Annotated in this window: 20 protein-coding genes and 1 pseudogene; 17 read left to right on the forward strand and 4 right to left on the reverse strand. The window is 71.9% G+C overall.

Annotation, left to right across the window (positions count from 1 at the left end; genetic code table 11):
- Positions 1–46 precede the first annotated feature (46 nt).
- The 10 genes from ACIRS4_RS04140 to ACIRS4_RS04185 all read left to right on the forward strand — a co-directional run bounded on the left by ACIRS4_RS04140 (position 47) and on the right by ACIRS4_RS04185 (position 10,485).
- On the forward strand, positions 47–814 hold the full coding sequence (locus tag ACIRS4_RS04140; protein WP_404189613.1) for a FadR/GntR family transcriptional regulator: 768 nt from the start codon (positions 47–49) through the stop codon (positions 812–814).
- Between the two features lie 87 nt (positions 815–901).
- The gene (locus tag ACIRS4_RS04145; RefSeq protein WP_404189616.1) at positions 902–1,714 is read left to right on the forward strand and encodes an enoyl-CoA hydratase/isomerase family protein; all 813 of its coding nucleotides are present in this window, start codon (positions 902–904) and stop codon (positions 1,712–1,714) included.
- A gap of 2 nt (positions 1,715–1,716) precedes the next feature.
- On the forward strand, positions 1,717–2,697 hold the full coding sequence (locus ACIRS4_RS04150; RefSeq protein ID WP_404189619.1) for an acyl-CoA dehydrogenase family protein: 981 nt from the start codon (positions 1,717–1,719) through the stop codon (positions 2,695–2,697).
- The gene (locus tag ACIRS4_RS04155; protein ID WP_404189622.1) at positions 2,694–3,851 is read left to right on the forward strand and encodes an acyl-CoA dehydrogenase family protein; all 1,158 of its coding nucleotides are present in this window, start codon (positions 2,694–2,696) and stop codon (positions 3,849–3,851) included. The genes ACIRS4_RS04150 and ACIRS4_RS04155 overlap by 4 nt, the downstream gene beginning before the upstream one ends.
- A 15-nt stretch (positions 3,852–3,866) precedes the next feature.
- Complete coding sequence (locus ACIRS4_RS04160; RefSeq protein ID WP_404189624.1) at positions 3,867–5,441, forward strand: FadD3 family acyl-CoA ligase; 1,575 nt, start codon at positions 3,867–3,869, stop codon at positions 5,439–5,441.
- 4 nt (positions 5,442–5,445) lie between these two features.
- Positions 5,446–6,624 carry a CaiB/BaiF CoA transferase family protein gene (locus ACIRS4_RS04165; RefSeq protein WP_404189627.1) on the forward strand — a complete coding sequence of 393 codons (1,179 nt, stop codon included), beginning with the start codon at positions 5,446–5,448 and terminating at the stop codon, positions 6,622–6,624.
- Positions 6,621–7,424 carry an enoyl-CoA hydratase/isomerase family protein gene (locus ACIRS4_RS04170; protein ID WP_404189629.1) on the forward strand — a complete coding sequence of 268 codons (804 nt, stop codon included), beginning with the start codon at positions 6,621–6,623 and terminating at the stop codon, positions 7,422–7,424. Before ACIRS4_RS04165 ends, ACIRS4_RS04170 begins: the two co-directional genes overlap by 4 nt.
- Positions 7,424–8,560, forward strand: coding sequence for a thiolase family protein (locus ACIRS4_RS04175; RefSeq protein ID WP_404189817.1), 1,137 nt, complete (start codon positions 7,424–7,426; stop codon positions 8,558–8,560). The genes ACIRS4_RS04170 and ACIRS4_RS04175 overlap by 1 nt, the downstream gene beginning before the upstream one ends.
- 14 nt (positions 8,561–8,574) lie before the next feature.
- Positions 8,575–9,723, forward strand: coding sequence for an acyl-CoA dehydrogenase family protein (locus ACIRS4_RS04180; RefSeq protein WP_404189632.1), 1,149 nt, complete (start codon positions 8,575–8,577; stop codon positions 9,721–9,723).
- 3 nt (positions 9,724–9,726) lie between these two features.
- The gene (locus ACIRS4_RS04185) at positions 9,727–10,485 is read left to right on the forward strand and encodes an SDR family NAD(P)-dependent oxidoreductase (protein ID WP_404189635.1); all 759 of its coding nucleotides are present in this window, start codon (positions 9,727–9,729) and stop codon (positions 10,483–10,485) included.
- Between the two features lie 5 nt (positions 10,486–10,490).
- On the opposite strand, the gene ACIRS4_RS04190 is transcribed toward ACIRS4_RS04185, so the two are convergent.
- Genes ACIRS4_RS04190 through ACIRS4_RS04200 form a run of 3 tightly spaced genes read right to left on the reverse strand, consistent with a single transcriptional unit; the run spans position 10,491 to position 14,937 of the window.
- Entirely contained in the window at positions 10,491–12,479 is a 1,989-nt protein-coding gene (locus ACIRS4_RS04190) for a Tat pathway signal sequence domain protein (protein ID WP_404189638.1), read from the reverse strand.
- Positions 12,476–13,750: an amidohydrolase family protein gene (locus tag ACIRS4_RS04195; RefSeq protein WP_404189640.1), complete on the reverse strand. Its 1,275-nt coding sequence runs from the start codon at positions 13,748–13,750 to the stop codon at positions 12,476–12,478. Before ACIRS4_RS04195 ends, ACIRS4_RS04190 begins: the two co-directional genes overlap by 4 nt.
- Entirely contained in the window at positions 13,744–14,937 is a 1,194-nt protein-coding gene (locus ACIRS4_RS04200) for a CoA transferase (protein ID WP_404189642.1), read from the reverse strand. Before ACIRS4_RS04200 ends, ACIRS4_RS04195 begins: the two co-directional genes overlap by 7 nt.
- Before the next feature lie 52 nt (positions 14,938–14,989).
- Here ACIRS4_RS04200 and ACIRS4_RS04205 point away from each other — a divergent pair, with 52 nt between their 5' ends.
- From ACIRS4_RS04205 to ACIRS4_RS04215, 3 genes are all read left to right on the forward strand, one after another.
- Positions 14,990–15,928 carry an enoyl-CoA hydratase/isomerase family protein gene (locus tag ACIRS4_RS04205; protein ID WP_404189644.1) on the forward strand — a complete coding sequence of 313 codons (939 nt, stop codon included), beginning with the start codon at positions 14,990–14,992 and terminating at the stop codon, positions 15,926–15,928.
- Between the two features lie 78 nt (positions 15,929–16,006).
- Positions 16,007–17,269, forward strand: coding sequence for a cytochrome P450 (locus ACIRS4_RS04210; protein WP_404189647.1), 1,263 nt, complete (start codon positions 16,007–16,009; stop codon positions 17,267–17,269).
- Positions 17,270–17,312: 43 nt separating this feature from the next.
- Complete coding sequence (locus ACIRS4_RS04215; RefSeq protein WP_404189649.1) at positions 17,313–17,501, forward strand: ferredoxin; 189 nt, start codon at positions 17,313–17,315, stop codon at positions 17,499–17,501.
- A gap of 204 nt (positions 17,502–17,705) precedes the next feature.
- On the opposite strand, the gene ACIRS4_RS04220 is transcribed toward ACIRS4_RS04215, so the two are convergent.
- Complete coding sequence (locus ACIRS4_RS04220; protein ID WP_404189652.1) at positions 17,706–19,268, reverse strand: hypothetical protein; 1,563 nt, start codon at positions 19,266–19,268, stop codon at positions 17,706–17,708.
- A gap of 529 nt (positions 19,269–19,797) precedes the next feature.
- On the opposite strand from ACIRS4_RS04220, the gene ACIRS4_RS04225 reads away from it, so the two are divergent.
- From ACIRS4_RS04225 to ACIRS4_RS04240, 4 genes and pseudogenes are all read left to right on the forward strand, one after another.
- Positions 19,798–20,391, forward strand: a complete 594-nt coding sequence (locus tag ACIRS4_RS04225) for a trypco2 family protein (RefSeq protein ID WP_404189655.1) — start codon at positions 19,798–19,800, stop codon at positions 20,389–20,391.
- Positions 20,391–22,556, forward strand: coding sequence for a hypothetical protein (locus ACIRS4_RS04230; RefSeq protein ID WP_404189658.1), 2,166 nt, complete (start codon positions 20,391–20,393; stop codon positions 22,554–22,556). Before ACIRS4_RS04225 ends, ACIRS4_RS04230 begins: the two co-directional genes overlap by 1 nt.
- Positions 22,553–23,548, forward strand: coding sequence for an AAA family ATPase (locus ACIRS4_RS04235; protein WP_404189661.1), 996 nt, complete (start codon positions 22,553–22,555; stop codon positions 23,546–23,548). The genes ACIRS4_RS04230 and ACIRS4_RS04235 overlap by 4 nt, the downstream gene beginning before the upstream one ends.
- Positions 23,549–23,552: 4 nt before the next feature.
- A pseudogene (locus ACIRS4_RS04240) lies at positions 23,553–24,986 on the forward strand (SAV_2336 N-terminal domain-related protein); the annotation flags it as partial.
- Positions 24,987–25,239: the final 253 nt, after the last annotated feature.

Raw genomic sequence — 25,239 nt, forward strand, 5'->3', positions numbered from 1 at the left:
TTGAATGGTTCAGCCGAAACGGATGCCCGACGAGAGGCCTGAACCCGTGCCCAGCGCCCATTCCACCTCCCGCACCCCGCGCTTCGACACGCTCACCGTCCCCAAGGCCTCGGACGTCCTGGCCGCCGAGGTGCGTGAGCGCATCCTGACCGGGGAGTTCGCGGAGGGCACGGCTCTGCCTCCCGAGCGGCAGCTGGTGGAGCAGACGGGGCTGAGCCGGGCGACCGTCCGGGAGGCGCTGCGCATCCTGGAGGTCGAGCGGCTGGTGGAGATCCGGCCGGGACGCGGGGGCGGGGCCTTCGTGCGCCGGCCGGGCCGGGAGTCCCTGGCGAACACGGTCCAGTTGGTGATCCGGGGCCAGCAGATCCGGCTGGAGGCCCTGCATGAGACCCGCGAGGCGATCGAACCGGCGTGCGCGGCGCTCGCGGCCGGCCGGCGCACCGAGCGGGACCTGGCCGACCTGGACGCCGCCCACGCCGAGCTGGTCGGGGCCGGTGAGGACATCCGGCGCTTCCTGCGGGCCAACGTCCGCTGGCACAACGGGGTGGCGAGGGCCGGCGGCAACGAGCTGCTCATCGGGTTCCTCAGCGCTCTCTCGGAGTCGATCTACGCCGCCACGAACCTGGAACGGTTCATGGACGCCCGGATCCGCGAGGTCACCGCCCAGGCGCACGCGAAGATCACCGAGGCCATCAGGGCGGGTGACTCGGCGGCCGCCCGGCGGCGGATGAGCCGTCATGTGTGCGGGTTCGCACGGGCCGCCGCGGAGGTGGACCGCCGGGAACGGGTGGAACTGACCGAGCCCGAGGCCTGATCCGCCCGGCAACGGGTGAGAATATGATTCTCCATTTTGCGCAACACCATTGACACATTCGGTCTGACCTTTAATAACATCGGTGGCATGACCGACGTGAGCCCCGTCCTGACCGTGGCCGACGACGGAGACGTCCGCATCGTCACGCTGAACCGCCCCGACCACCTCAACGGTGTCTCGGCGGAGCTCCACCTCCGGCTGTCCCAAGTGTGGCGGGAGCTCGCCGAGGACCCCGGAGCGCGGGCTGTCGTCCTCACCGGAGCCGGGCGGGCGTTCAGCGCGGGCGGCGACTTCGACCATCTGCTCCGCCACCACGACGACCCGGAGCTGCGGGAGCGGTCCATCCGGCTCGACCGCACCATCCAGACGGACATGATCCGCTTCCCGCTGCCGGTCGTCGCCGCCGTCAACGGCCCAGCCGTGGGCCTCGGCTGCTCCCTCGCGCTGGGGTGCGACCTCGTCCTCATGGCCGACGACGCCTACCTCGCCGACCCGCACGTCTCGGTGGGCCTGGTGGCGGGCGACGGCGGGGTGACCCTGTGGCCGCTGCTGACCAGCCTGCTGCGCGTGAAGCAGTACCTGTTCACCGGGGACCGCATGCCGGCCGCCACCGCCGTCGAACTCGGCCTGGCCAACCGGACCGTCCCGGGGGCCGACCTGATGGGTGAGGCCCTGGCCCTGGCCCACCGGCTCGCGGCCCAGCCCCCGGAGGCACTGCGGGCCACGAAGGCGGCCCTCGCGGCGGTGGTCGAACAGGTCTCGCGCGGCGGCATGGAAGCGGCGCTGCTGGCCGAGCGCTCCACCATGACCAGCTCCGACCACATCCGCATCGTGGGCGACCTCGCCTCCCGCGCGAACCGCCGCGCCACCACCACCACTGCCGCCGCCGCCGAGGACTGAGCGTGGAACGCGAGGAGTTCACGCTGGTCCGGGACATGCTGCGGGCGTTCGCGTCCCGCTTCCGCACGGACTGCGCCGACGGTGCCGAGCCGCAGGCTCGCGCGGCCGCGCAGCGGGCACTGGACGAACTCGGCCTGACGGACCTGCGCCGCACCTCCCCGCCGGCCGCCACCGTGCAGGAATGCGCCCTGCTCGCCGAGGAACACGGCCGGCAGCCGCTGACCACGTCCCTCCTCGGCACCGCGCTGCTCGCCCCCGAGCTGCGGCGTCTCATCGACGGGGGCGAGCGGCCCGACGCCGTCCGCGGCTCCCGCCCCACCGTCGCACTCGCCCATGACCTGCGCTTCCCCGGCCCCGAAGCGACCGGGCTCGTCGCCTGGGACTGCGAAGGGGCCGACACCGCCCTGTCCGTCGACGCCGAAGGACGCGTCACCGAACACGAGGTGGGGGCGCCGGCACCGACCGCGGACCTGCTGCGGAGCGTGCGGCACGCCTCCGCCGAAGGGCGGCCCGTCGGCCGGCTCACCGCCGGGGCACACCAGCGCTGGCAGGCATACGCCCTGGTCGTCGTGGCGAGCGAACTCGTGGGCGCGGCCCGCTCGTTCGCCGAGCAGAGCACGGACTACGCCCGCGAACGCCACCAGTACGGACAGCCGATCGGCTCCTTCCAAGCCGTGCAGCACCTGCTCGCCGACGCCACCGTCCTGGTGGAGGCCGGCACGAGCGCCACCCGCCACGCCGCCTGGTGCCTGGACCACGAAGCGTCCGGACCGGCTCTGACCGCGGCCCGTGTGGCCAAGGCGGAGGTCGACGTCTCGGCCGTCGAGGCGGTGTACGCCGGGATGCAGGTCTTCGGCGGGATCGCCCAGACCTGGGAGCACGTGGCTCACCTGTACCTGCGCCGGGTCCTCGCCGGAACCACGCTGCTGGCGACCACAGCCGATCTGCTGCCCGCGCTGGCCGCACCGGAGGCGACACCATGACCGGCACGACCGACCTGCCCCTGGACTTCGGCGACCCGGCGGACCTGGACCGTCTACGCCGGGACTTCCGCGCCTGGCTGACCCGTCATCCGCTGCCCGAGCGGCCGGCGGACGAACCGCTCCCCGTCTTCCTGCACCGCTGGCACCGCCGGCTGCACTCCGGCGGCTGGGTGGGCCTCGACGTCCCGGAGGAGTACGGCGGCCGGGGCCTGACCGCGCTGCACCAGGTGGCCGTCAGCGACGAACTGGGAGCGCGGGGCGCGCCCGGCGTCCCCCGCATCGGCTACCTCGCCCACGCCCTGTTGGAGTTCGGCTCCGAGGAGCAGCGCCGCCGTCTGCTGCCGCGCATGCTCTCCGGCGACGACGTGTGGTGCCAGGGCTTCAGCGAGCCCGGTGCCGGCTCGGACCTGGCCGGCATGAGCACCTGTGCCGAGCGCCGCCCGGAGGGCCACTACATCGTCAACGGCCAGAAACTGTGGACTAGTTACGCCCAGTACTCCGGCCTCTGCCTGCTGCTGGCCCGCACCGACCGCACCGCACCCTCCCACGCCTGTCTCTCGGCCTTCGTCCTGCCGCTGGACCGCCCCGGCGTGACCGTCCGGCCCCTGCGCGCGGCCAACGGCGACGACGAGTTCTGCGAGCTGTTCCTCGACGACGTCCGCCTGGAGGAGACCGAGCGGATCGGCGCCGAGGGTGACGGCTGGCCGCTGGCGATGACGACGGTGGCGTACGAGCGCAACGCCCTGGACACCGGTCACCTCTCGAAGTACGGGCTGCTGATCGAACGGCTGCGCCGCGCCGCGCACGAGCGCCGCAGCACGCTCCCGGACGGCTTGCTGTCGGACATCGGCCGCTGTGTCGTCGACTACCGGGTCCTGGTCGCCCACGCCCGGCGCCGCACCGCCGAACGGCTCGCCGGGCAGCCCGCGGGACCGGAGTCGTCGGTGGACAAGCTGCTCATGACCCGCGCCGAACAACGCCTGTACGAGACGGCGCTGAAGGTCTTCCCCGAGGAGCTGTACGGGGAGGGCGGCGAGGTCCTGGGCGACTACTTCTACTCGCGGGCCGCGTCCGTGTACGGCGGCACGTCCCAGATCCAGCGGAACATCATCGCCAAGCGGCTGCTGCGCCTGCCCGCCGACCGCCGTGCCTGAACGGAGCCCCCCGCCATGCGACACGACCTGGAGTTCCTCAGCATTCCGAACGTGGTGAGGGTCGCCGCCCGGCGGTTCGGTGACGCCCCGGCCCTCGTCGATGGCGAACTGCGCCTCACCTTCCGGGAACTGGAGGCCCGGATGATCCACGCGGTGCGCTCTGCGCTCGCGCTCGGCATCGGGCCGGGTGACCGCGTCGGCCTGTGCGCGCCGAACACGGCGGAGTGGATCGTGACGGCTCTCGGCATCCAGGGCGCGGGAGGTGTCGTCGTCCCGCTCAACACGCGTTTCAAGCCGGCCGAGATCTCCTACATCCTGCGGAAGTCCGGCGCGAAGGCACTGTTCGCCGCCGCGTCGTTCCTCGGCATCGACTACATCGCCGAGCTGAGACGCGCCGATCCCGAACTACCCGCGCTGCGCATCGCGGTGTCGATGCCGGGCGGAGCGGAAGGCCTGTACTGGAGTCAGTTCCTCGCGCACGGCGAAGAGTGCCCCGAGGCGGCCGCCCTCGAATCCGTCGACCGGCTCACTCCGGATCACGTCTCCGACGTGATGTTCACCTCCGGCACCACCGGCCACCCCAAGGGCGTGATCCTCACCCACGGGCAGACGCTGCGGGCGTACGGCTGGATGTCCACGGAATACACCTTCGGCGCCTCCGACAGCTTCCTGGTCATCCCGCCCTTCTTCCACTGCTTCGGATACAAGGCGGGCTGGCTCGCCTCCCTGATGCACGGCGTGACCGTGATCCCCATGGCGGTCTTCGACGCGGGGCGCGCACTCGAAATCGTTGAGGCGGAGCGGGTGAGCATCGTCCTCGGCCCGCCGACCATCTTCCACGACCTCCTGAACCATCCGCGGCGTTCCTCGTACGACCTTTCGTCCCTGCGGGTGTCCATGACGGGCGGCACGACCGTCCCGGAGTCGCTGATCCGGGCGATGAAGAACGACCTGTCCTTCGACATCGTGTTGAGCGCCTACGGGCTCACGGAGTCGACGGCGCTGGTCACCACGACCAGGGTCGGGGACACCGAGGAGACCGTGGCCCGCACCACCGGGCGCCCCATCCCGGACGTCGAGGTCCGGATCGCCGACGACACCGGGAAGGACGTGCCGGCGGGCGAGGCGGGTGAGGTCCTGGTCCGCGGCTACAACGTGACGCGCGGCTACTGGGACGACCCTGCGGCCACCGCCGAGACGATCGACTGCGAGGGCTGGCTGCACACCGGTGACATCGGCCGCCTGGACGCGGACGGCAACCTGGCGATCGTCGACCGGAAGAAGGAGATGTTCATCGTCGGCGGCTTCAACGCATACCCGGCCGAGATCGAGAAGCTGCTCCTCGGCTACGAGCCGATAGCGCAGGCGGCGGTGATCGGGGTTCCGGACGAGCGGCTCGGGGAGGTCGGTTGCGCCTTCGTCGTGCCGAGGGCCGCAGCGGACGTCACGGAGCAGGACGTCATCACGTGGGCGAGGGCGCACATGGCGAACTTCAAGGTGCCCCGCCAGGTGCGCTTCGTGGACCAACTACCGCGCAATGCCAGCCAGAAGGTGCTCAAGCACGAACTGCGCGCACGGCTGGGGAGCTGAGCCGGTGACGGACGGCGGCCCCCTGGCGGGGCTCACGGTGGTGGCGCTGGAACAGGCCGTGTCGGCCCCCATGTGCACGCGTACGCTCGGTGACTTCGGCGCCCGGGTCATCAAGGTGGAGAATCCGGCGGGCGGCGACTTCGCCCGCCACTACGACGACGTGGTGGGCGGACTCGCGGCGCACTTCGTGTGGGCCAACCGGGGCAAGGAGTCGGTGGCCCTGGACCTGAAGTCGGACGCCGGACAGGCGGTCCTGCACCGGCTGCTGGAGCGCGCCGACGTCCTGGTCTCCAACCTGACCCCCGGCACCACGGCCAAGCTGGGCCTCTCCCCCGCCGACCTGGAGGTACGCCACCCGGAGCTGATCGCCGTGGAGATCGACGGGTACGGCCCCGGCGGGCCCCTCTCCCACAAACGCGCCTACGACCTGCTGGTCCAGGCGGAGTCCGGGGCCTGCTCGGTGACCGGCCTGGAGGGCGCTCCCGCCAAACCGGGCCCGCCCGTCGCGGACGTGTGCAGCGGGCTGTACGCGGCGCTGTCGGTGCTGTCGCTGCTGTACGCGCGGCGGTCGGGGCAGGTCGCGGTGAGCCTGTTCGACACCATGGCGGAGCTGATGGGCTACCCGCTGACGTACACCCGGCACTCGGGGGTCGAGCAGCGGCCGCTCGGCATGAGTTCGCCCGCGGTGTCCCCCTACGGCGCCTATCGCACGGCCGACGGGCAGACCGTCGTGCTCGGCACCACGAACGACCGTGAATGGCGGCGGCTGGCCACGGAGCTGATCGGCCGACCGGACCTGGCGGACGACGCGCGGTTCCGCTCGAACGCCGGCCGTGTGGAGCACCGCGCGATCCTCGACGCCGCGATCGGCGACTGGTGCGCGCGGCACGACCTGGGGCATGTCCAGGAGCGGGCCGACGCGGCCGGGATCGGCAACTCCCGCTACAACACGGTCACCGACGTCCTCGCGCATCCGCAGCTGGCCGCCCGGGACCGCTGGCGGCAGGTCGGCACGCCCTCGGGGCCGGTGCCCGCACTGCTGCCGCCGCCCGTGGTCGCCGGGTACGAGCCGCGGATGGGCGCAGTCCCCGGGCTGGGTGAGCACACGGACGCCGTGCTGGCCGAACTGGGCTATGCACCAGGGGAGATCACGACCCTGCGGGCACAAGGAGCTGTCCGGTGAGCGTGCTGCTGACCAGCGACGCCGGCGGGGTGCGGACGCTGACCCTGAACCGGCCGCACCGCCGGAACGCCATCGACGCCGAGCTGTGGGAGGCGCTGCGGGAAGCCCTCGCGACGGCGGGCTGCGACCGGTCGGTGCGGGCCCTCGTCCTGACCGGTGCGGGCGGTGCCTTCTGCTCCGGCGCGGACATCCCCAAACAGGTCAGCAGTGCTCATCCCCTGTACCGGATGCGGCCCCTGACCGAGGTGACCCTGCTGCTGCACGAACTGCCCGTGCCCACGGTCGCCAAGGTGACCGGGCCGGCGGTGGGGGCCGGCTGGAACCTGGCGCTCGGCTGCGATCTGGTGATCGCCACGCCCGTGGCACGGTTCTCCCAGATCTTCGCGCGGCGGGGGCTGTCCCCGGACTGCGGCGGCACCTGGCTGCTGCCGAGACTGGTCGGACTGCAGCAGGCCAAACGGCTCGCGCTGCTCGCGGAGACGATCGACGCGGCGGAGGCGAAGGCTCTGGGCCTGGTGACCTGGGTGGCGGACGCCGACACGGTGGACGCGTTCACCGACGAGGTCACCGCCCGGCTGGCCGCTGGCCCCCCGGCGACCCTCGCCCAGACCAAGGCGCTGCTCAACGAGGGTACCGACCGTACCCTGCGCGACGCGCTGGCGAACGAGGCACGGGCGCAGGCGGTGAACTTCGCGGGCGCGGACGTCCGGGAGGCCTACGCCGCGTTCGCCGCGCGACGCGAACCACTCTTCACGGGCCGCTGGGCGGTGCCGAGCCGATCGGAGGACGACGACACGTGATACGGGAAGCGGTGATCGCGGCAGCGGTCCGTACCGCCGTGGGCAGACGGAACGGCGGGCTGGCGGGTGTCCATCCGGCCGACCTGTCCGGCGCGGTGCTGAGCGCGCTCGTCGAACGGGCCGGGGTGGACCCGGAGACCGTCGACGACGTGATCTGGGGGTGTGTCTCCCAGGTCGGCGACCAGTCGAGCAACATCGGCCGGTACGCGGTGCTGGCGGCGGGCTGGCCCGAGAGCATCCCGGGGACCACGGTCAACCGGGCCTGCGGATCGAGCCAGCAGGCCCTGGAATTCGCCGTGCAGGCGGTGCTGTCCGGGCAGCAGGACGTGGTCGTGGCGGGCGGCGTCGAGGTGATGAGCCGGGTGCCGCTGGGCTCGGCCCGGGCGAGCGGAATGCCGTACGGACCTCAAGTCCTCGGCCGTTACCAGGACTTCTCCTTCAACCAGGGCGTCTCCGCGGAGAGGATCGCCCAGAAGTGGGGCCTCACGCGCGCACGGCTGGACGCGTACGCGGCGCTGTCGCACGGGCGGGCCGCCGCCGCACAGGACGGCGGCGCCTTCGAGGAGCAGATCGTGCCGGTGGCGGGGGTGAAGACCGACGAGGGCATCCGCCGGGGCACCACGGTGGAGACGCTCGCCCGGCTCAAGCCCTCCTTCCTGGAGGACGACGGCGTGATCCACGCGGGCAACGCCTCCCAGATCTCGGACGGAGCGGCGGCGGTCCTGGTCACCACCCCCGTGCGGGCACGGGAGCTGGGGCTGACGCCGATCGTGCGCTTCCGGGCGGGCGCGGTGGTCGGCTCGGATCCGGTGCTGATGCTCACGGGGCCGATCCCGGCCACCGCGAAGGTGCTGGACAAGGCCGGGGTGGCGCTTTCGCAGGTCGGTGTCTTCGAGGTGAACGAGGCCTTCGCGCCGGTGCCGCTCGCCTGGCTGGCCGAGACGGGTGCCGACCCGGAACTGGTCAACCCGCTCGGCGGGGCCATCGCGCTCGGTCATCCGCTCGGCGCCTCGGGGGCCGTCCTGATGACCCGCATGATCCATCACATGCGGGACCACGGCATCCGCTACGGCCTTCAGACCATGTGCGAGGGCGGCGGCACCGCCAACGCCACGCTCGTCGAACTCGCCCGCTGACGAGAGGGGTTGTCGTGCGCCGTGATGTCTTCACCGCCGACCACGAGGCGTTCCGGGAACTGGTCCGGGACGTCGTGGCCAAGGAGGTGGTGCCGCACTACTCCGAGTGGGAGAAGGCCGGGCGCCTGCCCCGGTCGTTCTTCGAGCGGCTCGGCTCGCTGGGGCTGCTGGGCATGGCGGTACCGGAGGAGTACGGCGGGGGCGGGCAGCCCGACTACCGCTACAACGTCGTCCTCCAGGAGGAGGCGGCCCGCGCCCTGGTCACGCTCGGCACGGTCCGTACCCAACTCGACGTCGTCCTGCCGTACTTCCTCGCCTACACCGACGAGGGGCAGCGCCGGCGCTGGTTCCCCGGGCTGGCCTCCGGTGGACTGCTGACCGCGATCGCGATGACCGAGCCCGGCACCGGCTCCGACCTCGCGGGGATCCGGACGACCGCCGTGCGCGACGGCGACCACTACGTGGTGAACGGGGCCAAGACCTTCATCACCGGGGGGCTCCTCGCCGACCTGGTGATCGTGGTGGCGCGCACCTCGACCGACCCGGGCGACCGGCGGGCGGGACTCACCCTGCTGGTGGTGGAGGACGGGATGCCGGGCTTCACGCGCGGCCGGGTGCTGGACAAGATGGGCATCAAGGTGCAGGACACCGTCGAGCTGGGCTTCGACGAGGTCCGGGTGCCCGTCGCCAACCGGCTCGGCGAGGAGGGCAGGGCCTTCGCGTACCTGGGGCACAACCTCCCCCGGGAGCGGATGACCGTCGCGGTCGGCTCGGTCGCGCAGGCCCGCGCCGCGCTCGACACGACGGTCGCGTACGTCAAGGAGCGCACGGTCTTCGGGTCGCCGGTCGCGTCCTTCCAGAACACCAAGTTCGAACTCGCCGCCGTCGACGCGGAGATCGAGGCGGCGCAGGCCGTGCTCGACCGGGCCGTTCTGGAACTGGTCGACGGGCGGCTGTCCGGCGCGGACGCCGCGAAGGTCAAGCTGTTCTGCACCGAGATGCAGGCCCGAGCCGTCGACCGGTGTCTTCAACTCTTCGGCGGTTACGGCTACATGTTGGAGTACCCGATCGCCCGACTGTACGCGGACGCCCGCATCACCCGCATCTACGCCGGGACGAGCGAGGTCATGAAGGTCATCATCGCCAAGTCCCTGGGGTTGTGAGGCATGGACGACTTCACCGCTCGGCCGGGCGCGGCCTTCGTCGCGGGCGGGACCGGCGGCATCGGCGCCGCGATCGTGCGGACGCTGGCCGAACGCGGCAGCGACGTCACCTTCACCTATCGCACCAGCCGTGCGGCGGCGGACGACCTCGTGCGGGAGGCGGGGGCTCACGGCCGGCGGGTCACCGCCCTGCCGCTGGATCTGACCGACGAGGCGGAGACGGCGCGGGCCGTGCGCGGGTGCGGCGGCGTGCACACGCTGGTCTACGCGGCCGGACCACATGTGCCCATGACCCACCTGAGCAAGGTCACGCCGAGCCGCTACCGCGCGCAGCTGGAGGCCGACGCGGTGGCGTTCTTCAACCTCGTCCACCCGGCGCTGCCGCTGCTGCGGGAGAGCGGCGGCAGCATCGTCGCCGTCACCACCGTCGCCACGCGCCGCTACCCGGTGCGCGACGGGCTCTCCTCGGGCGCCAAGGGAGCCGTGGAGGCAGTGGCCCGCGCCCTGGCTGCCGAGGAGGGCCGCTACGGCGTCCGGGTCAACTGTGTCGCCCCGGGGATGCTCACGGACGGCATCGCGGGCCGGCTGATCGACACGGGTGAACTCGACGAGGCGGCCCTGGCCGTCACCCGCCGCAACATCCCCCTGCGCCGGTTCGGACGGGCCCAGGACATCGCGGAGGCGGTCGCGTTCCTCGCCTCGGACCGGGCCGGGTTCGTCACGGGCCAGGCGCTGGGGGTGGACGGCGGGTACAGCGTCTGACCTCGTCAGCGGGCGACGACCACCCGGACCCGGGCGATGTTGTCCACGCGCGTGAACAGGGCCGTGACGTCGCCGTCGCGCTCGCAGCGCACGCGCACGGTCACGCATCGGGTGCCCGGTGAGGAGAAGGCGTGGCGCCGCTCCACACGGACCCGTTCGGCCGGCGCGACGCCCTCGGTGACCGGGTACGTGCCGTCCCCTTCGAGGTCCCACTGGACCGAGACCACCTGTCCGGCGCCGGGCGGGACCTCTCCGACGGCACACAGGGTGACCTGCTCCCCCGTCCGGACGTCCACGCGGTCGGTGCCGTCCACCGTCAGCCGGACTACGGGCTGGACCCCGCGTCGTGCGGCGGCCGAGGGCGGCACCGCGACCTGCCCGTCGGTGACCACGCAGTCGGTCGAGGCGGCCGGGGGCGTGCCCCGCTCCACCCACGCGCTCAGGTCACGCAACGCCTGGTGCACGACGCCCAGATAGCTCACGGACCGAGTGGGATCCTCCTGGATCTCGCGGTCGCCGTGGAGGGCGTTGTCCACATACCAGAGGCGGAAGTGCTCGTCGGTGGCGTCGCCGAGGTGCTGCCGGACCGCCGACCGGTACCAGTCCGCCTGCCAGGGGAACGCCTCCCGGTCCAGGAGGCAGGCGACCACGATCATCTTTCCGCCGAACTTCCCCGTCTGCACGGACCCGCCGGCACCCAGGGAGAAGAGCGGGCCCAGCAGTTGCGGGCGCTGGGGCGGGACCGGCTTCCCCTCCTCGTCACGGAACCGGTCCCAGACCGGGAACCCCTCGGGCGGGACCTGGTGGCGATGGTAGGTCTGGGCGGCGAGAAAGGGGCTGTTGTCGATGTCCACGGCGTCCCCGGGGCGTAGGGCGGCGATCGTGGCGGGGTCGTTCTGCTCGTCCAGCAGCACCAGGTCGCCGCGCACGTCCCGAAGGACGAGGGCCCTCCCCTGCGCCTGCCCGGTCCGGACGGTGAGTTCCGCGCCCTGCGCGTCGCGGGGCACGGGCATCGCGAGCCTCAAGGCGACGACGGAGTCCTCGTCGGTCCGTGGTCCCCGGAAGGCGTGGTCCACCCCGCCCGGGGCGTCCGCCGGGTGCGGGACGCCGAGGCCGAGTCGCGCCGCCTCCCGCGCCGTGATCAGGGCGGAGATCTCGGAGCCGTGCCGCAGGCGGTCCCTGTGAACCGAGGCCCCCGGGTCGGCCCCGAGGTAGCCGGGCAGCGTCCAGAAGTCCTCGAAGTAGCCGGGGTCGAGCAGGCGCATGCCGCCGTAGAGGGCGGTGAAGGCGTGCATGCCCATGGTGCGGTGGCCGAACCAGGCCCGCGGCGGGAAGCCCATGGCCGTGACCTCGGCGAGCGCGGCTCGTTCCTCGGCGTCCAGCCCCTCGTACGGGTCGCCGCTGCCGCCCGGTTCCAGCGCGTCGACGATCTGGTCGAGGCGGTGCCGGAGCACCCGCTGTGCGTGCATGCGCACGCTGAAGACGTTCGGTATCGCCATGGGACTGCCGATGACGTACGGCACCACCCCGTCCCAGACGCCCTCGGTGTTCTCGGCGCCGGCGATGGTCCGGTACCCGCCGCCGCTGCCGCCGTAGGCGTATCCGTACACCCGGTGCGGTCCGTGGATCCGCTGGGCGATGACACGGGAGTTGCGGGCCGCCGCCGCGTTGGCGCGGAAGCCGCCGATGGTCGGGTCGCCCGGGTCCGCCCCGCCGCCGTTGGTCTCCAGGAAGTACGCGCCGCTGGACAGGGCGAAGGAGATCCTGTCCTCCTGCCCTCGGGCGTCCTGGGCTTGGTTCTCGCTGCCGGGTACGGGGGTGATGTGCTGGAAGAAGCGTCCCCGGTAGGCGTCGTCGGGCGGGAAACAGAGCGAGAACCGTGTGCCGTTGTCGAGGAAGCCACCGTGGAGGTAGCGGTGGCGCACCGGGGTGTCGCGCCATTCGTCCACGTCCGTGTAGGGCTCACGGAAGTCCCGGTCCTGCGTCTCGTTCACTGTGCTCCCTCGGAGTCGGGTGCGGGGTCGGTGATCGGCCGGCCCCCGACGTACGCGGCCCGTACCGCGTCGGCGGTGAGGACGTCGAGTGCCTCCCGCAGGGGCACATGGAGCAGGCAGAGGTCGGCCGGTACGCCGGCCGTCACCCGGCGTGGGCGTCCTGGTCGGCGCGGAGTGCCCAGGAAGAGGCCCAGCGCCGCACGCGGTGTGAGGCTCTCCGGCTCGCCGCGCGCGACGGCGGCCCGCATGACGGCCCACGGGTCGTGCGTGCCGTACGGTGCGTCGGTGCCGGCGGCGACCGGGACGCCGGCCTCGGCGAGGCTGCGGCAGCGGTAGAGATGCGGCCGGTCGTCGGGGTGCACCTCGGTGGCGTACGCCTCGGCCCGTTCGACCGGGAAGTGCGGCTGGGTCACCACGGTCACGCCGAGCCGCTTCAGCCAGGGGAGGGTCTCCACCGGGATCACGGACCCGTGCTCGATGCGGTCGCCGTCCACCGGGCCCGCGTCCTCCAGGGCGAGGAGGGTCACGAGCAACTGCACGCGGGTTACGCAGTGCACGGCGACCGGGCGGGGACGTATCCCCCGCACCGTGTCGGCGAGGCCGACGGGGGTGGGCAGGGTCAGGTCGTCGAGGACGAGCTTCACCGGCGGATCGACGCCCATGACGAAGAGCCGCTGGGGCAGGACGGACAGCGTGCGCGCCAGGCCGTCGGCGGGCTGCGGGTCCGCGTTGGTGAAGCCGGTGACGCCGAGCCGTGCGGCCCTCAGGCCGACACCGGTCAAGTCGAGCCGTACCGGAGGGAGCAGGGCGCGCAGGCGATCGTCCTCCCGCCACAGACGCCCGTCGGGGCTCTCCAGTCCGGCCGTCCGCAGCGCCGCGCTGTTCAGGATCCACAGGGCGCCGCTCCGGTGCTGCACCCGGACCGGCCGGTCCGGGGCGAGGGCGTCCAGAGCCGGCCGGTCCAGGTCCCCGGCGATGCTCTCGTGGTAGCCGACGGCCCGCACCCACTCCCCCGGCGCCCCGGCGCGCAGGGCCGCCGCGAGCCCGGCGGGTCCGCGCACGTCACCGGGGCCGACACGCACCGATGCCGCCTCGGCCCCCAGTGCGGTGAGATGGATGTGGTGGTCGTGGAGCCCGGGAAGCAGCGCTCCGCCGCGTCCGTCGACGTCGGCGGCTCCGGGCAGCCGGTGCCCGATCGCGGCGATCCTGCCGCGCTCGACCCGTACGTCCACCCGGCCCCGGCCCTCGACCTCCACGTCCCTGATCAGCACGTCGCCGCCGGAGCGCTCCGCTGTGCGGCTCCGGCGGGAGCTGGAGCGGCTGCCTTGGTGACCGCCGAAACCGCTGCCCCGGTGACCGCCGGATCTTGTCCCCGGGCGGGCTCCCGGTCTGCTGCCCGGGTGACCGCCGAGTCTGCTCCCCACGCGGCCTCCGGATCTGCTGCCCCGGTGACCGCCGAGGCGTGTACCTGCGCGGCCGTGCAGGCAGACATGGACACGCTCAACAGCTCGCCGCCGCCCCGCTCCAGGGAGCGGGCCGCGGCGTGGGCCGCGTACACGCCGGTGACGGGATCGCCGAGCGCGTCACCGAGGAACACCGGGTCGCCGTGCCGGTCGAGACCCGTCAGGCCGCCGGAGACCGCCGCGTCGTCGCCGAAGGCGATCCGGTCGTCGTCACGGCCGTACCCGGTGATGCTCACCCACACCCGGCCCGGGCGGCCGGCGAGGAACTCCTCGGCGCGCACCCCGAGCCGCCTGAGCGCGCGCGGCCGCGAGGCCTCGATGACCAGGTCGGCCTGCGCGATCACCTCGGCGAGCGCGCCGGAGGCGAAGTCGAGCACCAGGCTCTCGTGCCCTTGGTGCAGGAGGCGGTAGAAGTCCGGAGGGCCGAAGCGGGCCCCGTCCGGCCGGGAGGCGCTCTCCACCTTCACGACGCGGGCCCCGGCCATCCCCAGCAGTCGTGCGCACAAGGGACCCGCCCAGAGCGCGGACAGGTCGACGACTCGCAAGCCGACGAGGTCGCGCGGGCGGTCCGGCCCGTACCGATCGGCGCGTACCGGGGGTCGCTCGCCGCGGTCCGCTCCGAGTTCCGCCGCGGCGATGCCCAACGTCTGTGCGGATGCGACCAGTTCAGCCGCGCTGGTCCCGCGCGCGGCGGTTCGCAGGTCGGCCCGGGGAGCGCCGAGGAGTCCGAGGAGGGCCGGGAGGGCGGCGTGGTCGTCGGGACGGGCCAGGTTGACCGCGGCCCGGCCGTCGGAGGTGGCGAGGAGGTGACAGGAGCCACCCGCCGAAACACCGCCGGGAAGACGGAACCCGGCCGCCAGGGCTCGCTCGAAGAGGGTCGGGCCCAGCTCGACGGGGACACCGGTCAAGGCGGTGAAGTCGTCCGCGACGGCGGCCAGTGGCCCGAGCCTGCCCTCCACCGTGGCCATCCAGCGAGCGAGAGTGGCATTCTTCATCGGCCGAACACCCTTCTCGCAGGAGGTGAAGCAAGATTACACTGCGGTGGTCATGGAATCACCCTTCCAGCTGATCGACCTCGACCGCGCGGCTTCGACCTCCCGGCGGGGGACGCCGGGTGTGCGCGTCGCCGTCGCGGCGCGCCCAGGGGAAGCGGCCGCCGGCTTCGACGTACTGCTGACCGCGTCACCCGACCCGCCCCGGCCCTGGGTGGGCTGCGCCGACCCGTACGCCACCGCACGGCGGCTGCGGGACATCGTCGCGGCCCGGCCCGATGCCTGCCTCGCCCTCGTGCAGGTGCTCCGCATGGGACAGGCACTGCCGCCGGCCGACCGGCTGGTCGCGGAGTCGCTGGCCTACTCCACTCTGCAGGCCGGCGCGGGCTTCCGGGCCTGGCTGGCCGCGAAGCGCCCGCACACCGCCCGCCCGGCCGCCGAGCCCGTCCGGCTCGACCGGGAGGGGGACCGCCTGACCATCACCCTGAACCGCCCCTCGGTGCGTAACGCCTTCGACGCCGCCACCCGGGACGCCCTGTGCGAGGCCCTGGAGGTCGCCGTGGCGGACCCGACCGTCACCCGCGTCGACCTGCGCGGCGACGGCCCCGCGTTCTGCAGCGGCGGCGACCTCGCCGAGTTCGGTTCCTCGCGCGACCCGGGGCGGGCCCATCACGTGCGTGTGCACCGCAGTCCGGCCGCGTTGCTCCAGCGGTGCGCGGCGAAGGTGACCGCCCATCTGCACGGCGCCTGCGTCGGCGCGGGCATCGAACTGGCCGCCTTCGCCGGCCGCGTGATCGCGGCGCCCGACACGGTGGTCCGACTGCCGGAGATCGGCATGGGCCTGATCCCGGGGGCGGGCGGCACCGCGAGCCTGCCGGCGCGGATCGGCCGGGAACGCACCGCCTACCTGGCGTTGACCGGAGACGCGATGAGCGTGCCGACGGCCCGGCACTGGGGCCTTGTCGACGAAACCGGAGCCGCCGTCCGCGACTGATGATCCGCAAGACGGAGAATTAAGTTCTCCACTGCGAGAAGATTCCTTACCCCCTCGGCAGCAGAAGGAGACCGGCCAGTGGCGCACGACGAGCCGTCCGAGGACATCGACACGATCGACTTCTTCCGGGACGACACCACGGTGGCGGACCCGTACCCCTACTTCGACGCCCTGCGCGCACGCTGCCCCGTCACCCGGGAGCCCCACCACGGCGTGATGATGGTGACCGGGTACGACGAGGCGGTCCAGGTGGCCCAGGACGCGCAGACCTTTTCGTCGTGCCTGTCGGTGACGGGCCCCTTCCCGGGCTTCCCGGTCCCGCTGGAAGGCGACGACGTCAGCGGGCTCATCGAGCGACACCGCGACGGGCTGCCGATGAGCGACCAGTTGCCGACCCTCGATCCGCCCGTGCACACCGCGCACCGCGGGCTGCTGATGCGGCTGATCACCCCGAAGCGGCTCAAGGAGAACGAGGCGGCCGTGCGGGAGATCGCTGACCGTCTGCTGGACTCCTTCCTGGCGCGCCCGGAAGGCGAGTTCATCGGTGAGTTCGCCGGTCCGTTCACGCTGCTCGTCATCGCGGACCTGCTCGGCGTGCCCGAGGAGGACCGGGAGGAGTTCCTCGACGCGCTCCAGCGCCGGCCGCGGGCGGGCGGCGGCATCGGCAGCACGGACGAGGACACCCTCGCCCAGTCACCGCTGGAGTTCCTCTACGGGCGCTTCACGCACTACATCGCGGACCGGCGGCGGGAACCACGCGAGGATGTCCTGACCGGCCTCGCCACCGCCACGTTCCCCGACGGCTCCCTGCCGGAGGTCGCCGACGCGGTCCGGGTGGCCGCCAACCTGTTCTCGGCCGGGCAGGAAACCACCGTCCGCCTGCTCAGCACGGCGTTGAAGCTGATCGCCGAACGAGCCGACATCCAGGCGCTGTTGCGCTCGGAATCCGAGCGCATCCCGAACTTCGTCGAGGAGACGCTGCGCATCGAGAGCCCGGTGAAGGGGGACTTCCGGCTCTCCAGGGTCCCGGCCACGGTCGGGGGCGTCGACATCCCGGCGGGTACCACGCTGATGGTGGTCAACGGAGCCGCCAACCGCGACCCGCGCCGCTTCGAGGACCCGGCCGCGTTCGACCCCGCCCGTCCGAACGCCCGCCACCACATCTCCTTCGGCCGGGGCGTCCACACCTGCCCCGGCGCACCGCTCGCGCGGACCGAGGCACGGGTCGGTATCGAGCGCCTGCTGGCCCGAACGAGCGACATCCGGATCTCCGAGCGCGTGCACGGGCCTACGGAAGCGCGCCGGTACCGGTACCTGCCGACGTACATCCTGCGCGCCTGACCCACCTCAACCTGGAGTTCACGCCCATCGAAGGGACCGCCCGATGAAGATCACCATCGACGAGGACCGCTGCCGCGGGCACGGCGTCTGCTGCACCGTCAGCCCCGAGGTGTTCGACCTCTGTGACGACGGCTACGCCGTGACCGAACAGACCGACGTGCCAGAGGAGTTCAAGCAGGCGGCGCGCACCGCCGCGCTGAGCTGCCCCGAGCGCGCCATCTCCTGTCACTGACGCGACTCAGGCCCGCCGCGGCGGCATCTCGAACCCCGGTCCTGGAGCTGGAACACCGTGGCGGCAGCGGTTTGATCCTCGGTGCGGACGGCGGACCCCCTCGGTCTGAGGGAGGGCGTGCCAGGAGCGGACGAGGCCCTGCCCCGTGAGTGTCCTCACGGGGCAGGGCCTCGGTGACGGGTCCGTTCGGCCCGCCAGGGTGCGTCAGGCGCGTTCCAGCACGATCAGGTAGATCGCGTTGGGCGCGAGATCGACGGTGGCGGTGTGAGTCCTGCCGGGCCGCACGATCCTCTTGTCCACCAGCTGGAGGCCGGCCTTGGCCGGGTCGGCGAAGTAGTTGCTGGTGTTCTGGTCGATCCGGTACATGAGCCGGCGGACCGGACGGTTCCTCAGTTCGTCCGGTATCCGGGACATGTCGATGGTGGCCCGGTAGCTGCGGTCACCCACGTGCTGCCAGTTCCACACCATCAGCGAGGCGCCGGTCCGGTCCTTCGACGCCATCGTGTAGACGCCGTTGTCCCCTTCCAGGGGACCGTCCGCGACGGCGGACACCCTGGTGCCCTTCATCCTGGACTGCATCAGCATCATGTTGCCGTAAGGACTGAAGGTGTTCTGGCGCGGCCCGTTCGGAGTACGGGTCACCAGCTGGTCCTTGCGCTCCTCGACCCGGTGCCGCACGCACCAGTTGAACATGTAGGTGTCCGGCTGGTTCGCGAAGTAGTAGGAGTAGGTGGCCATGCCGGCCGCCTGGCGGACGTAGTCCTTGTGCGGGTCGGTGTCATCGAAGGCCGGGCCGGGGTAGACGCCCGTCTCGGTGACGTAACTGGGGATGCGCTGGTGGATGCGGCGTTCCTTGAACCAGCCGAGCAGGGTCTCACGTTGTTTCGCCACCACCCTCAGGTCACCCTTGTACATCGACGGCGCCTGGTAGTCGTCGTCCCAGGCCAGATAGGCGTGATACGCCAGGAAGTCGAGGCGCTTGCGCGGGTCCCGGTCGGCGGCGTAGTCGTCGAGGAAGGGCTTCATCCACTTCGGGTCCATCCATGACAGCGCCGGCCCGCCCAGCTCGATGCGGTCCGCACGGCGGAGGCCCTTGTTGAGCTTGTCGACCGCCTTGTAGTAGGGCGCGTATAAGCGGTACAGGTCACCCGGCTGGAGTGTCGTCTTGTCCGCAGGAATTCCCTGTTTGCGTTGCTGGCCGTAGAACTGCCAGTCCGGCTCGTTGAAGGCCTCCACGTATTTCACATGGGGGTACGCGGACTTGACGCTCCGCAGGATCAGCTCGAGCATCGGCTCGAGGTCCTTCAAGGGGCGCTTGCCCTCGACGAAGTCCGTCGGGTTGAGGTTGATCAGCACCGAGTCGGACAAGGCACTCGCCTCGGTGAGGTAGTCGTCCAGCTTGGACAGGTCACACCGCTGGGTCGTCAGGTCACACGTGTCGAACACGTTCATGTCGTCCGGGGCGTTGGGGCTGCTCAGCCAGATCCGGTAGACATCACCGTGCAGGCCCTGCCGGTTCAGGAACTTCACGTCACCGGCGCGCCGCTCCGGCCATGCCGTCACGTTGCCGAAGTTGTTCAGCCGTTCCGAACGTGGAAGGTTGCCCTCGCGCGCACCGAAGTCGACGTGGACCGTGGTCGGGGTGAGCGACACGGCGGGTTCGGCCGCCTGAGCCGCGACGGACTGGACGGACGTCACGGCCAGCAGCATGGCGGCCGCTCCGGCCAGCATCCCTCGCCGGGCGGAGAGTCTCGTACTCGTGTGCATGGGGGGAGAACCTCGCTTCCATGAAGCAATGGCGGCCGCTCGCCGTTTGCGTGTGGGGGGGGGATGGCCGACGGCGGGTTCAGCATAGGGGCCCTCACACTGGCTGAGAACCCTCTTTGCAGTGCGTGAGAATGTTATTCCGCCCTGCTGGGGAAATGGCACGCGCCCGGGTGCGCGCTCGCCCCCAGTTCGGGCCTCTCGGCGGCGCAGATGTCGCACGCCCTGGGGCACCGCGTGCGGTAGGGGCAGCCCCGCGCCGTGCCGATCGGGCCCGGAGACGCGCCCGCGGCGGCTCCGGGAGCATGTCGTCGTCGAGGTCCACGGCCGTGGCACGACCGGGCGACGCCCTCCGCGGTGCCTGGGTGCAGGGGTGTGCCGGGTGTCCGTACAGCTCCTCGGTCGTCCCGGTCTCCACCACACGGCCCATGTACATCCCGGCCACCCGGTCGGCGACGAGCCGGGCCAGGTTCAGGCAAGTTTTGCGAGGTCTCGGTCAGGACATCGACCCCCGCCCCGGGCTGCTGCCGCCGTGTTCCCGATCGCCGCCCGCTTCCTCGCCACCGCCTTCACCGGAGTGCTCCACGCCGACCACCAACCGGCTGCTCTCACCGTCACAGAGGACGTGACCAAGAGCGCCGACCCCCTTTGCATCTCGCGTCGTTGCACGGGGACGTCCCGCGACGTCGAGCGCGGACCCGTTCACCGGCCGGGCGCGCACCCCGACACGCCCGTTCCCCCAAAGCCCGGGCACCGGGCCCCAAAACCTTGGCAGACTACTCCGCAGGCACAGTGCGCGTTGGGGGTGCGGATGGCGGGGATCGGTCTTGCTGCGGCGATCGAGGAGCTGCGGCAGGAGCTCTATAGGGCGCAGGACCTGGGGGCGGACCAGCAATTCGCGTTCGGCATTGAGGAGGCCGAACTGGAATTGCAGCTAGAGCTGCGCAACAGCGGCAAGGGGGATGGCAAGGTCAGCTTCGGTGTGGCGACCGTCGGCGGGAGCGGTGAGCACTCCACCGTCCGCGCGCACAGACTGACGCTGAGACTTTCGGTCCGGGACCGGGCCCGCGGCGGCTCCAGTCCCGAGATCAGCGACACCGAACCCGGGTCCTGGGACGAGGAGTGATGGACCCGCACAGACTGGTGTTGATCCGCAGCGGGACCACACGGCTGCGCCATAGCGTCGGCTCCGGCTATCTCGTCGCGCCCCGCCTGGTGCTCACCGCCGCACACACCCTCCGGGACGGCGAAAGCGGCACCTACTGGGAGGAGATCCAGGTCAGAGTGGGACACCCGGGCCGCGGTAGGACGTCACGAACCGGAGCGGAGCTGATCTGGATCCATCCGAAGGACCTGGACGTCGCGCTGCTGCTCACGCACGACGTGATCGACGTACCCGGGTCGGTTCGATGGGGCCACCCCGTGGGCACAGCCCCGCTGCGCTACGAGGGACTGGGCTTTCCGCTGGCATCCGCGGAAAACGGTCGTGACGCCGAACACCTCCGAGGCGTCCTACCTCCTCTGTCCTCCGGGGACCGCGGCCTCTACGTGCTCGACCAAGAGCCCGCACCCGACCTCCGCGACGACGGCCGCAAGGCCTGGGGAGGTGCCTCTGGAACCGCAGTGTTCTGCGAGGACCGCCTGGTGGGCGTGGTGATTCACGATGACCGGTCCTACGGCAACCGCCGTCTGCGGGCCCTACCGGCGCATTGCTTCGTCCAGGAAGACGGCTTCGACGCACTCCTGCGGCAGTACGCTGAGGTTCCACCCTCCCTCACCGAGATCGGCGCCGCCCTCCCGACGACCCATCCGGCGGGGGAACGCGGCCCCACCGAGCAGGAGACTGAGCGGCTCCTGTGGTCGGTGCTCGGCGGCCGGATCACCTACGCGGCTCATGCCCGCGCCCTCGCACGGCGGCTCGGATACACCGTTCCCGACAGCCATGAACCGACCATGTCCGACCTCGCGGCACTCGTGGCGGCCCATCCCCGCGCCCTGCCCTCCCTGAGCAGCACCCTGGCCCCGGCCCTCACAGGCGAGGACGAGCGCACCCGTCTGACAGACGTCCTCACCCGCGCCCGTGCCGGCGGACTGTGCCTGCTCCTGTCCCTGGACGAGTGCGAGCACTTACTGGAACTGCTCCGCGGCATCTGCAAGGAGCAGCCCACGCTGATACCTCGTGCCGCGCGCGAGGCCCTGCGCTACGCCTGGCTGCCCGACCCGCTGAACCGCACGCATCTCTGTGCCGACGACCTCGAACGCGTCGTCGAGCACTTGGAGTCCGTCTCTGACAGCGAGCGTGTACCGGACGGCACCCCTCCCGTACCGGCCCTGCTCCGGCTGATCGAATGTGTAGCCGCTGCCGTGGGAAGGGAACCGGGCACGGAGCTGCGCAGCTGGTCCGATCAAGTCGCCGCCCGGACCGGCATCCATCGGGCGGCGCTTGCCGAGCGCCGCACAGACGCCGGCCGCTGGGCCGCCCGGCAGCCGTCCCCCTTCTCCCGCGTCGTCGTCGAACTCTCCCGCGCGCAAACTGAACCGCGTGAGAGCTACTACTGCCGCATCCTGCTCGCCCGCGCCGACGGCACGCACACACCCCTCCACGAGGCGGAGAGCGCGCCCAGGACACCCGAGGAAGTGGCCCGGCGGGTGCGCGACGCCGTCGAGGTCGTCGCGGACGAGCTCGGCCCGACGGCCGCGCCCCACGCGACGGTTCTGGTAGCCCGCGACAGCCTCCAGCTGCCCATCGACGAATGGAACCCCGGGCCACCCAACGAGTTCGTGCCCGACCAGCCGATCGGCGCCGAATTCTGTATCACCCTGAGCTGTCCGGAGATGAGCGACCTGGTGCGCGGTAGAGAACGTGAGCACCGGCGGCGCTGGGAGAGCGGGCACGCGGCCCCCTTGGTGGTCGACGGCGAACGTGTCACTCGACCACGGCTTAGACGACTGCTGCAGACCACTCACCGTGACGCCACCCAGGTTGTGCTCCACGGTTTCCCGGAACAGCGGGACGCACTGCTCGAACTCTGCCTGGCGCTCGGCGTCCCGGTCGTCCTATGGGACCGGCGGGCCGACTGCCCCGCGGACGCGGCGGGGCTGCAACAGCTGGACCCGACCGGCCCGTTCGCCGACCTGCCCGAGCGCGTCCGCGTCTTCCGCGGGACGGCGTTCGACGAGCCGGAAACGCTCCCGGCACGCCCCGCACTCGTATGGGAGGAACACGGCCGGCGACCACGGCCCGAATCGCTGACCCTGCAGGACCCCCCAGAAGGAGCCAACGCCTCATGACCGCCGCAGAAGCCGCTGCCAACGGCCACCCCGCCCCGTCCGGCAACGGAGACTGGCGGCTCTTCCGGGGCGATGGGGCGCCCCGCGCGGTCACCTTCCCGCCCGCCCCGCCATGGCGCCGCCTCCACCCGGAGGAGCCCGACGTCTCGCGGACCGCACGCCCCCACCCGTACCTGATCGACCCCGACGACGCGGACATCGTCAACGCCGCTCTCCACCTGCGTCGGCCTTTGCTGGTCACCGGACACCCCGGTACAGGAAAGTCCTCCCTGGCCCACGCGATCGCCCACGAACTCGCCCTCGGCCGCGTCCTGCACTGGCCTGTCAACAGCCGCTCGACCCTGCAGGATGCCCTCTACCACTACGACGCGATCGGCCGGCTGCGAGAAGCGAACCTCCGCCAGGACACGGGCGGCTTGGAAGCCGGCATCGGCCAGTACGTCCGGCTCGGCCCCCTGGGCAACGCGCTGCTGGCCTGGGACCGGCCCAGAGTCCTGCTCGTCGACGAGCTGGACAAGGGGGACGTCGATCTGCCCAACGACCTGCTCACCGTGTTCGAGGAGGGCGAGTTCGAGATTCCGGAGCTCAGCCGCCTCCCTGAGGAACACTCCACGGTCCACGTCCGGACCGACGACCCGGACGGGCCGGCCGCGGTGATCCGCGGCCGCGTCCGATGCCGTGAATTCCCCATCGTGATCATCACCAGCAACGGTGAACGCGAGTTCCCACCCGCCTTCCTCCGGCGGTGCGTCCGTCTCGACCTGCCCGAGCCCGACGAGGAGCGGCTGCGGGACATCGTCGCCGCGCACCTCGGCCACGACGCGCTCCACGACATCGACGACCTGCTGGAGGAGTTCCTCGGCCGCCGCGCGCCCGGAGAACTCGCGACAGATCAGTTGCTCAACGCGGTCTTCCTGCGTAAGGGCGGCATTGATCTGGACGCCGGTCGACTGCTCGACGCCGTTCTGCACCAACTCGGCGGGGCGGTATGAGGGCATGCTCGGACGTCTGAGAGAGATCCTGGCCGGCACCGGCGTCGACCTCGCCGACGAGGAACTCCTCGACGTCCTGTGGCTGGCCAGGAACCTGCCGGGCGACGTCGCTCCGTTGGCGCGACGTCCGGCCCCGGTCGCCCCCTCACGGCAGGCCGCCGAGCAGGATGAACCGCGGGCCCCCGGCGCGGACGATTCCGCGCAACCGGGCGCGCACCCACCGCCGGACGTCGCCCCGCACCGCCTGTTCCCCCTGCACGCAGCCCCGCGGGGAAATGGACGCGGCAGGCCGGAGCCGACCCCGCACCAGGCGCAGGCCGTACGCACCCCGGGCTCCCATGTCCTGCCCAGCCGTCATCTCACGCTCGGCAAGGCACTACGGCCGTTGCGGCAGCGGCTTCCCGATCGGCGCCGTCAAGAACTGGACGTGGCACGGACGGTGGACGCCATGGCCGAGACGGGTCTGCCCGAGACCGTGACCAGCCCCTCACGTAGCCGCTGGCTTACCCTCACCCTGCTGATCGACGACGGCTTGTCCATGGTCCTGTGGAAGCGTCTGGCCTCCGAGGTCCGAACACTGATGGAACGGGCCGGAGCCTTCCGCGACGTCCGCGTGCTCGGACTGAACACCCGTGGTCCCCATGCCTCGTTGCTGAGCAACCGTCCCTACCGGCAGCAAGGTCCCTGTCTTCCGCCGGGCGCGCTCTGCGACCCCACCGGCGACACCCTTGTCCTCGTGATCAGCGACGGCGTCGGCGACGCCTGGTGGGACGGCCGGATGAGCGAGGCGGCGGCCTTGTGGGCCCGCCGGCAGCCCACTGCGATCCTGCAGGCGCTGCCCGCCCGGCTCTGGGCGAACTCGGGCATCGCGACCCGGCCGTGGCACGTCACCAGTGTCCGCAGGGGCGGTCCCACCACCGCCTGGCACGTCACCGACCCGAGGCTGCCGGCGGATTTGATCGGCTTCGACTCCGTCCCCGTCCCGGTACTCGAACCCACAGGGGCCGCCGTCGGCGACTGGGCGCGGCTGGTCGCCTCACCGAGCGCGACCGCGGTGCTGCCGCTGTGGGACACCGGGTGTTCCGTCACCCAGCCCTGGCGGGCCGAGACCCGGCAGGGTCCGGACGCCGAAGCCGTCCTGCGCTTCCGTGGCGCGGCCAGCCCGGAGGCCTATCGGCTCGCCGCCCACCTCGCGGCCGTGGCACCCGTCACTCCGCCCGTCATGCGCATGGTGCAGGAGACCCTGGGCCCTCCGACGGACACCGGGCACCTCGTTGAGGTTTTTCTTGGCGGCCTCATGCACAACGCCGCGGACACCACCGGCCGGTTGTCGCAGCCGGAGTTCTTCGACTTCTCCGACGACACACGGCGCATCCTCCTCGGCACGCTCCCCGCACGCGAGTTGCTGCGCACCACACGACTGATCGCCGACCGACTGGCATCGTCTGTCCCGCACTCACCGAGCTTCACTGCCTGGGTGGCGCACCCAGGAGGCACCGCCGCTGTCGGCGCACCCGACCGGTCCTTCGCCCAACTGGAGGAGCGACTGCTCAAACACCTCGGCGTCGCCACGCACATCGACGCCCCGCCCGCCGACCGGACTCCCCCGGGCCCGGGACCCCAGGAACGGGCCCGGCCACAGCCGCCTTCGACTCAGCGGACGAACACCCTCGCACCGCCCTCCGCACCAG

This window comes from Streptomyces sp. NPDC101166, from assembly GCF_044768125.1.
GTDB lineage: Bacteria > Actinomycetota > Actinomycetes > Streptomycetales > Streptomycetaceae > Streptomyces.

Coding starts and splice junctions, on each gene's coding strand:
- ACIRS4_RS04145 (WP_404189616.1), top strand. CDS start 902: ATGACCGACGTGAGCCCCGTCCTGACCGTGGCCGACGACGGAGACGTC.
- ACIRS4_RS04155 (WP_404189622.1), top strand. CDS start 2,694: ATGACCGGCACGACCGACCTGCCCCTGGACTTCGGCGACCCGGCGGAC.
- ACIRS4_RS04160 (WP_404189624.1), top strand. CDS start 3,867: ATGCGACACGACCTGGAGTTCCTCAGCATTCCGAACGTGGTGAGGGTC.
- ACIRS4_RS04185 (WP_404189635.1), top strand. CDS start 9,727: ATGGACGACTTCACCGCTCGGCCGGGCGCGGCCTTCGTCGCGGGCGGG.
- ACIRS4_RS04200 (WP_404189642.1), bottom strand. CDS start 14,937: ATGAAGAATGCCACTCTCGCTCGCTGGATGGCCACGGTGGAGGGCAGG.
- ACIRS4_RS04205 (WP_404189644.1), top strand. CDS start 14,990: ATGGAATCACCCTTCCAGCTGATCGACCTCGACCGCGCGGCTTCGACC.
- ACIRS4_RS04215 (WP_404189649.1), top strand. CDS start 17,313: ATGAAGATCACCATCGACGAGGACCGCTGCCGCGGGCACGGCGTCTGC.
- ACIRS4_RS04220 (WP_404189652.1), bottom strand. CDS start 19,268: ATGCACACGAGTACGAGACTCTCCGCCCGGCGAGGGATGCTGGCCGGA.
- ACIRS4_RS04230 (WP_404189658.1), top strand. CDS start 20,391: ATGGACCCGCACAGACTGGTGTTGATCCGCAGCGGGACCACACGGCTG.
- ACIRS4_RS04235 (WP_404189661.1), top strand. CDS start 22,553: ATGACCGCCGCAGAAGCCGCTGCCAACGGCCACCCCGCCCCGTCCGGC.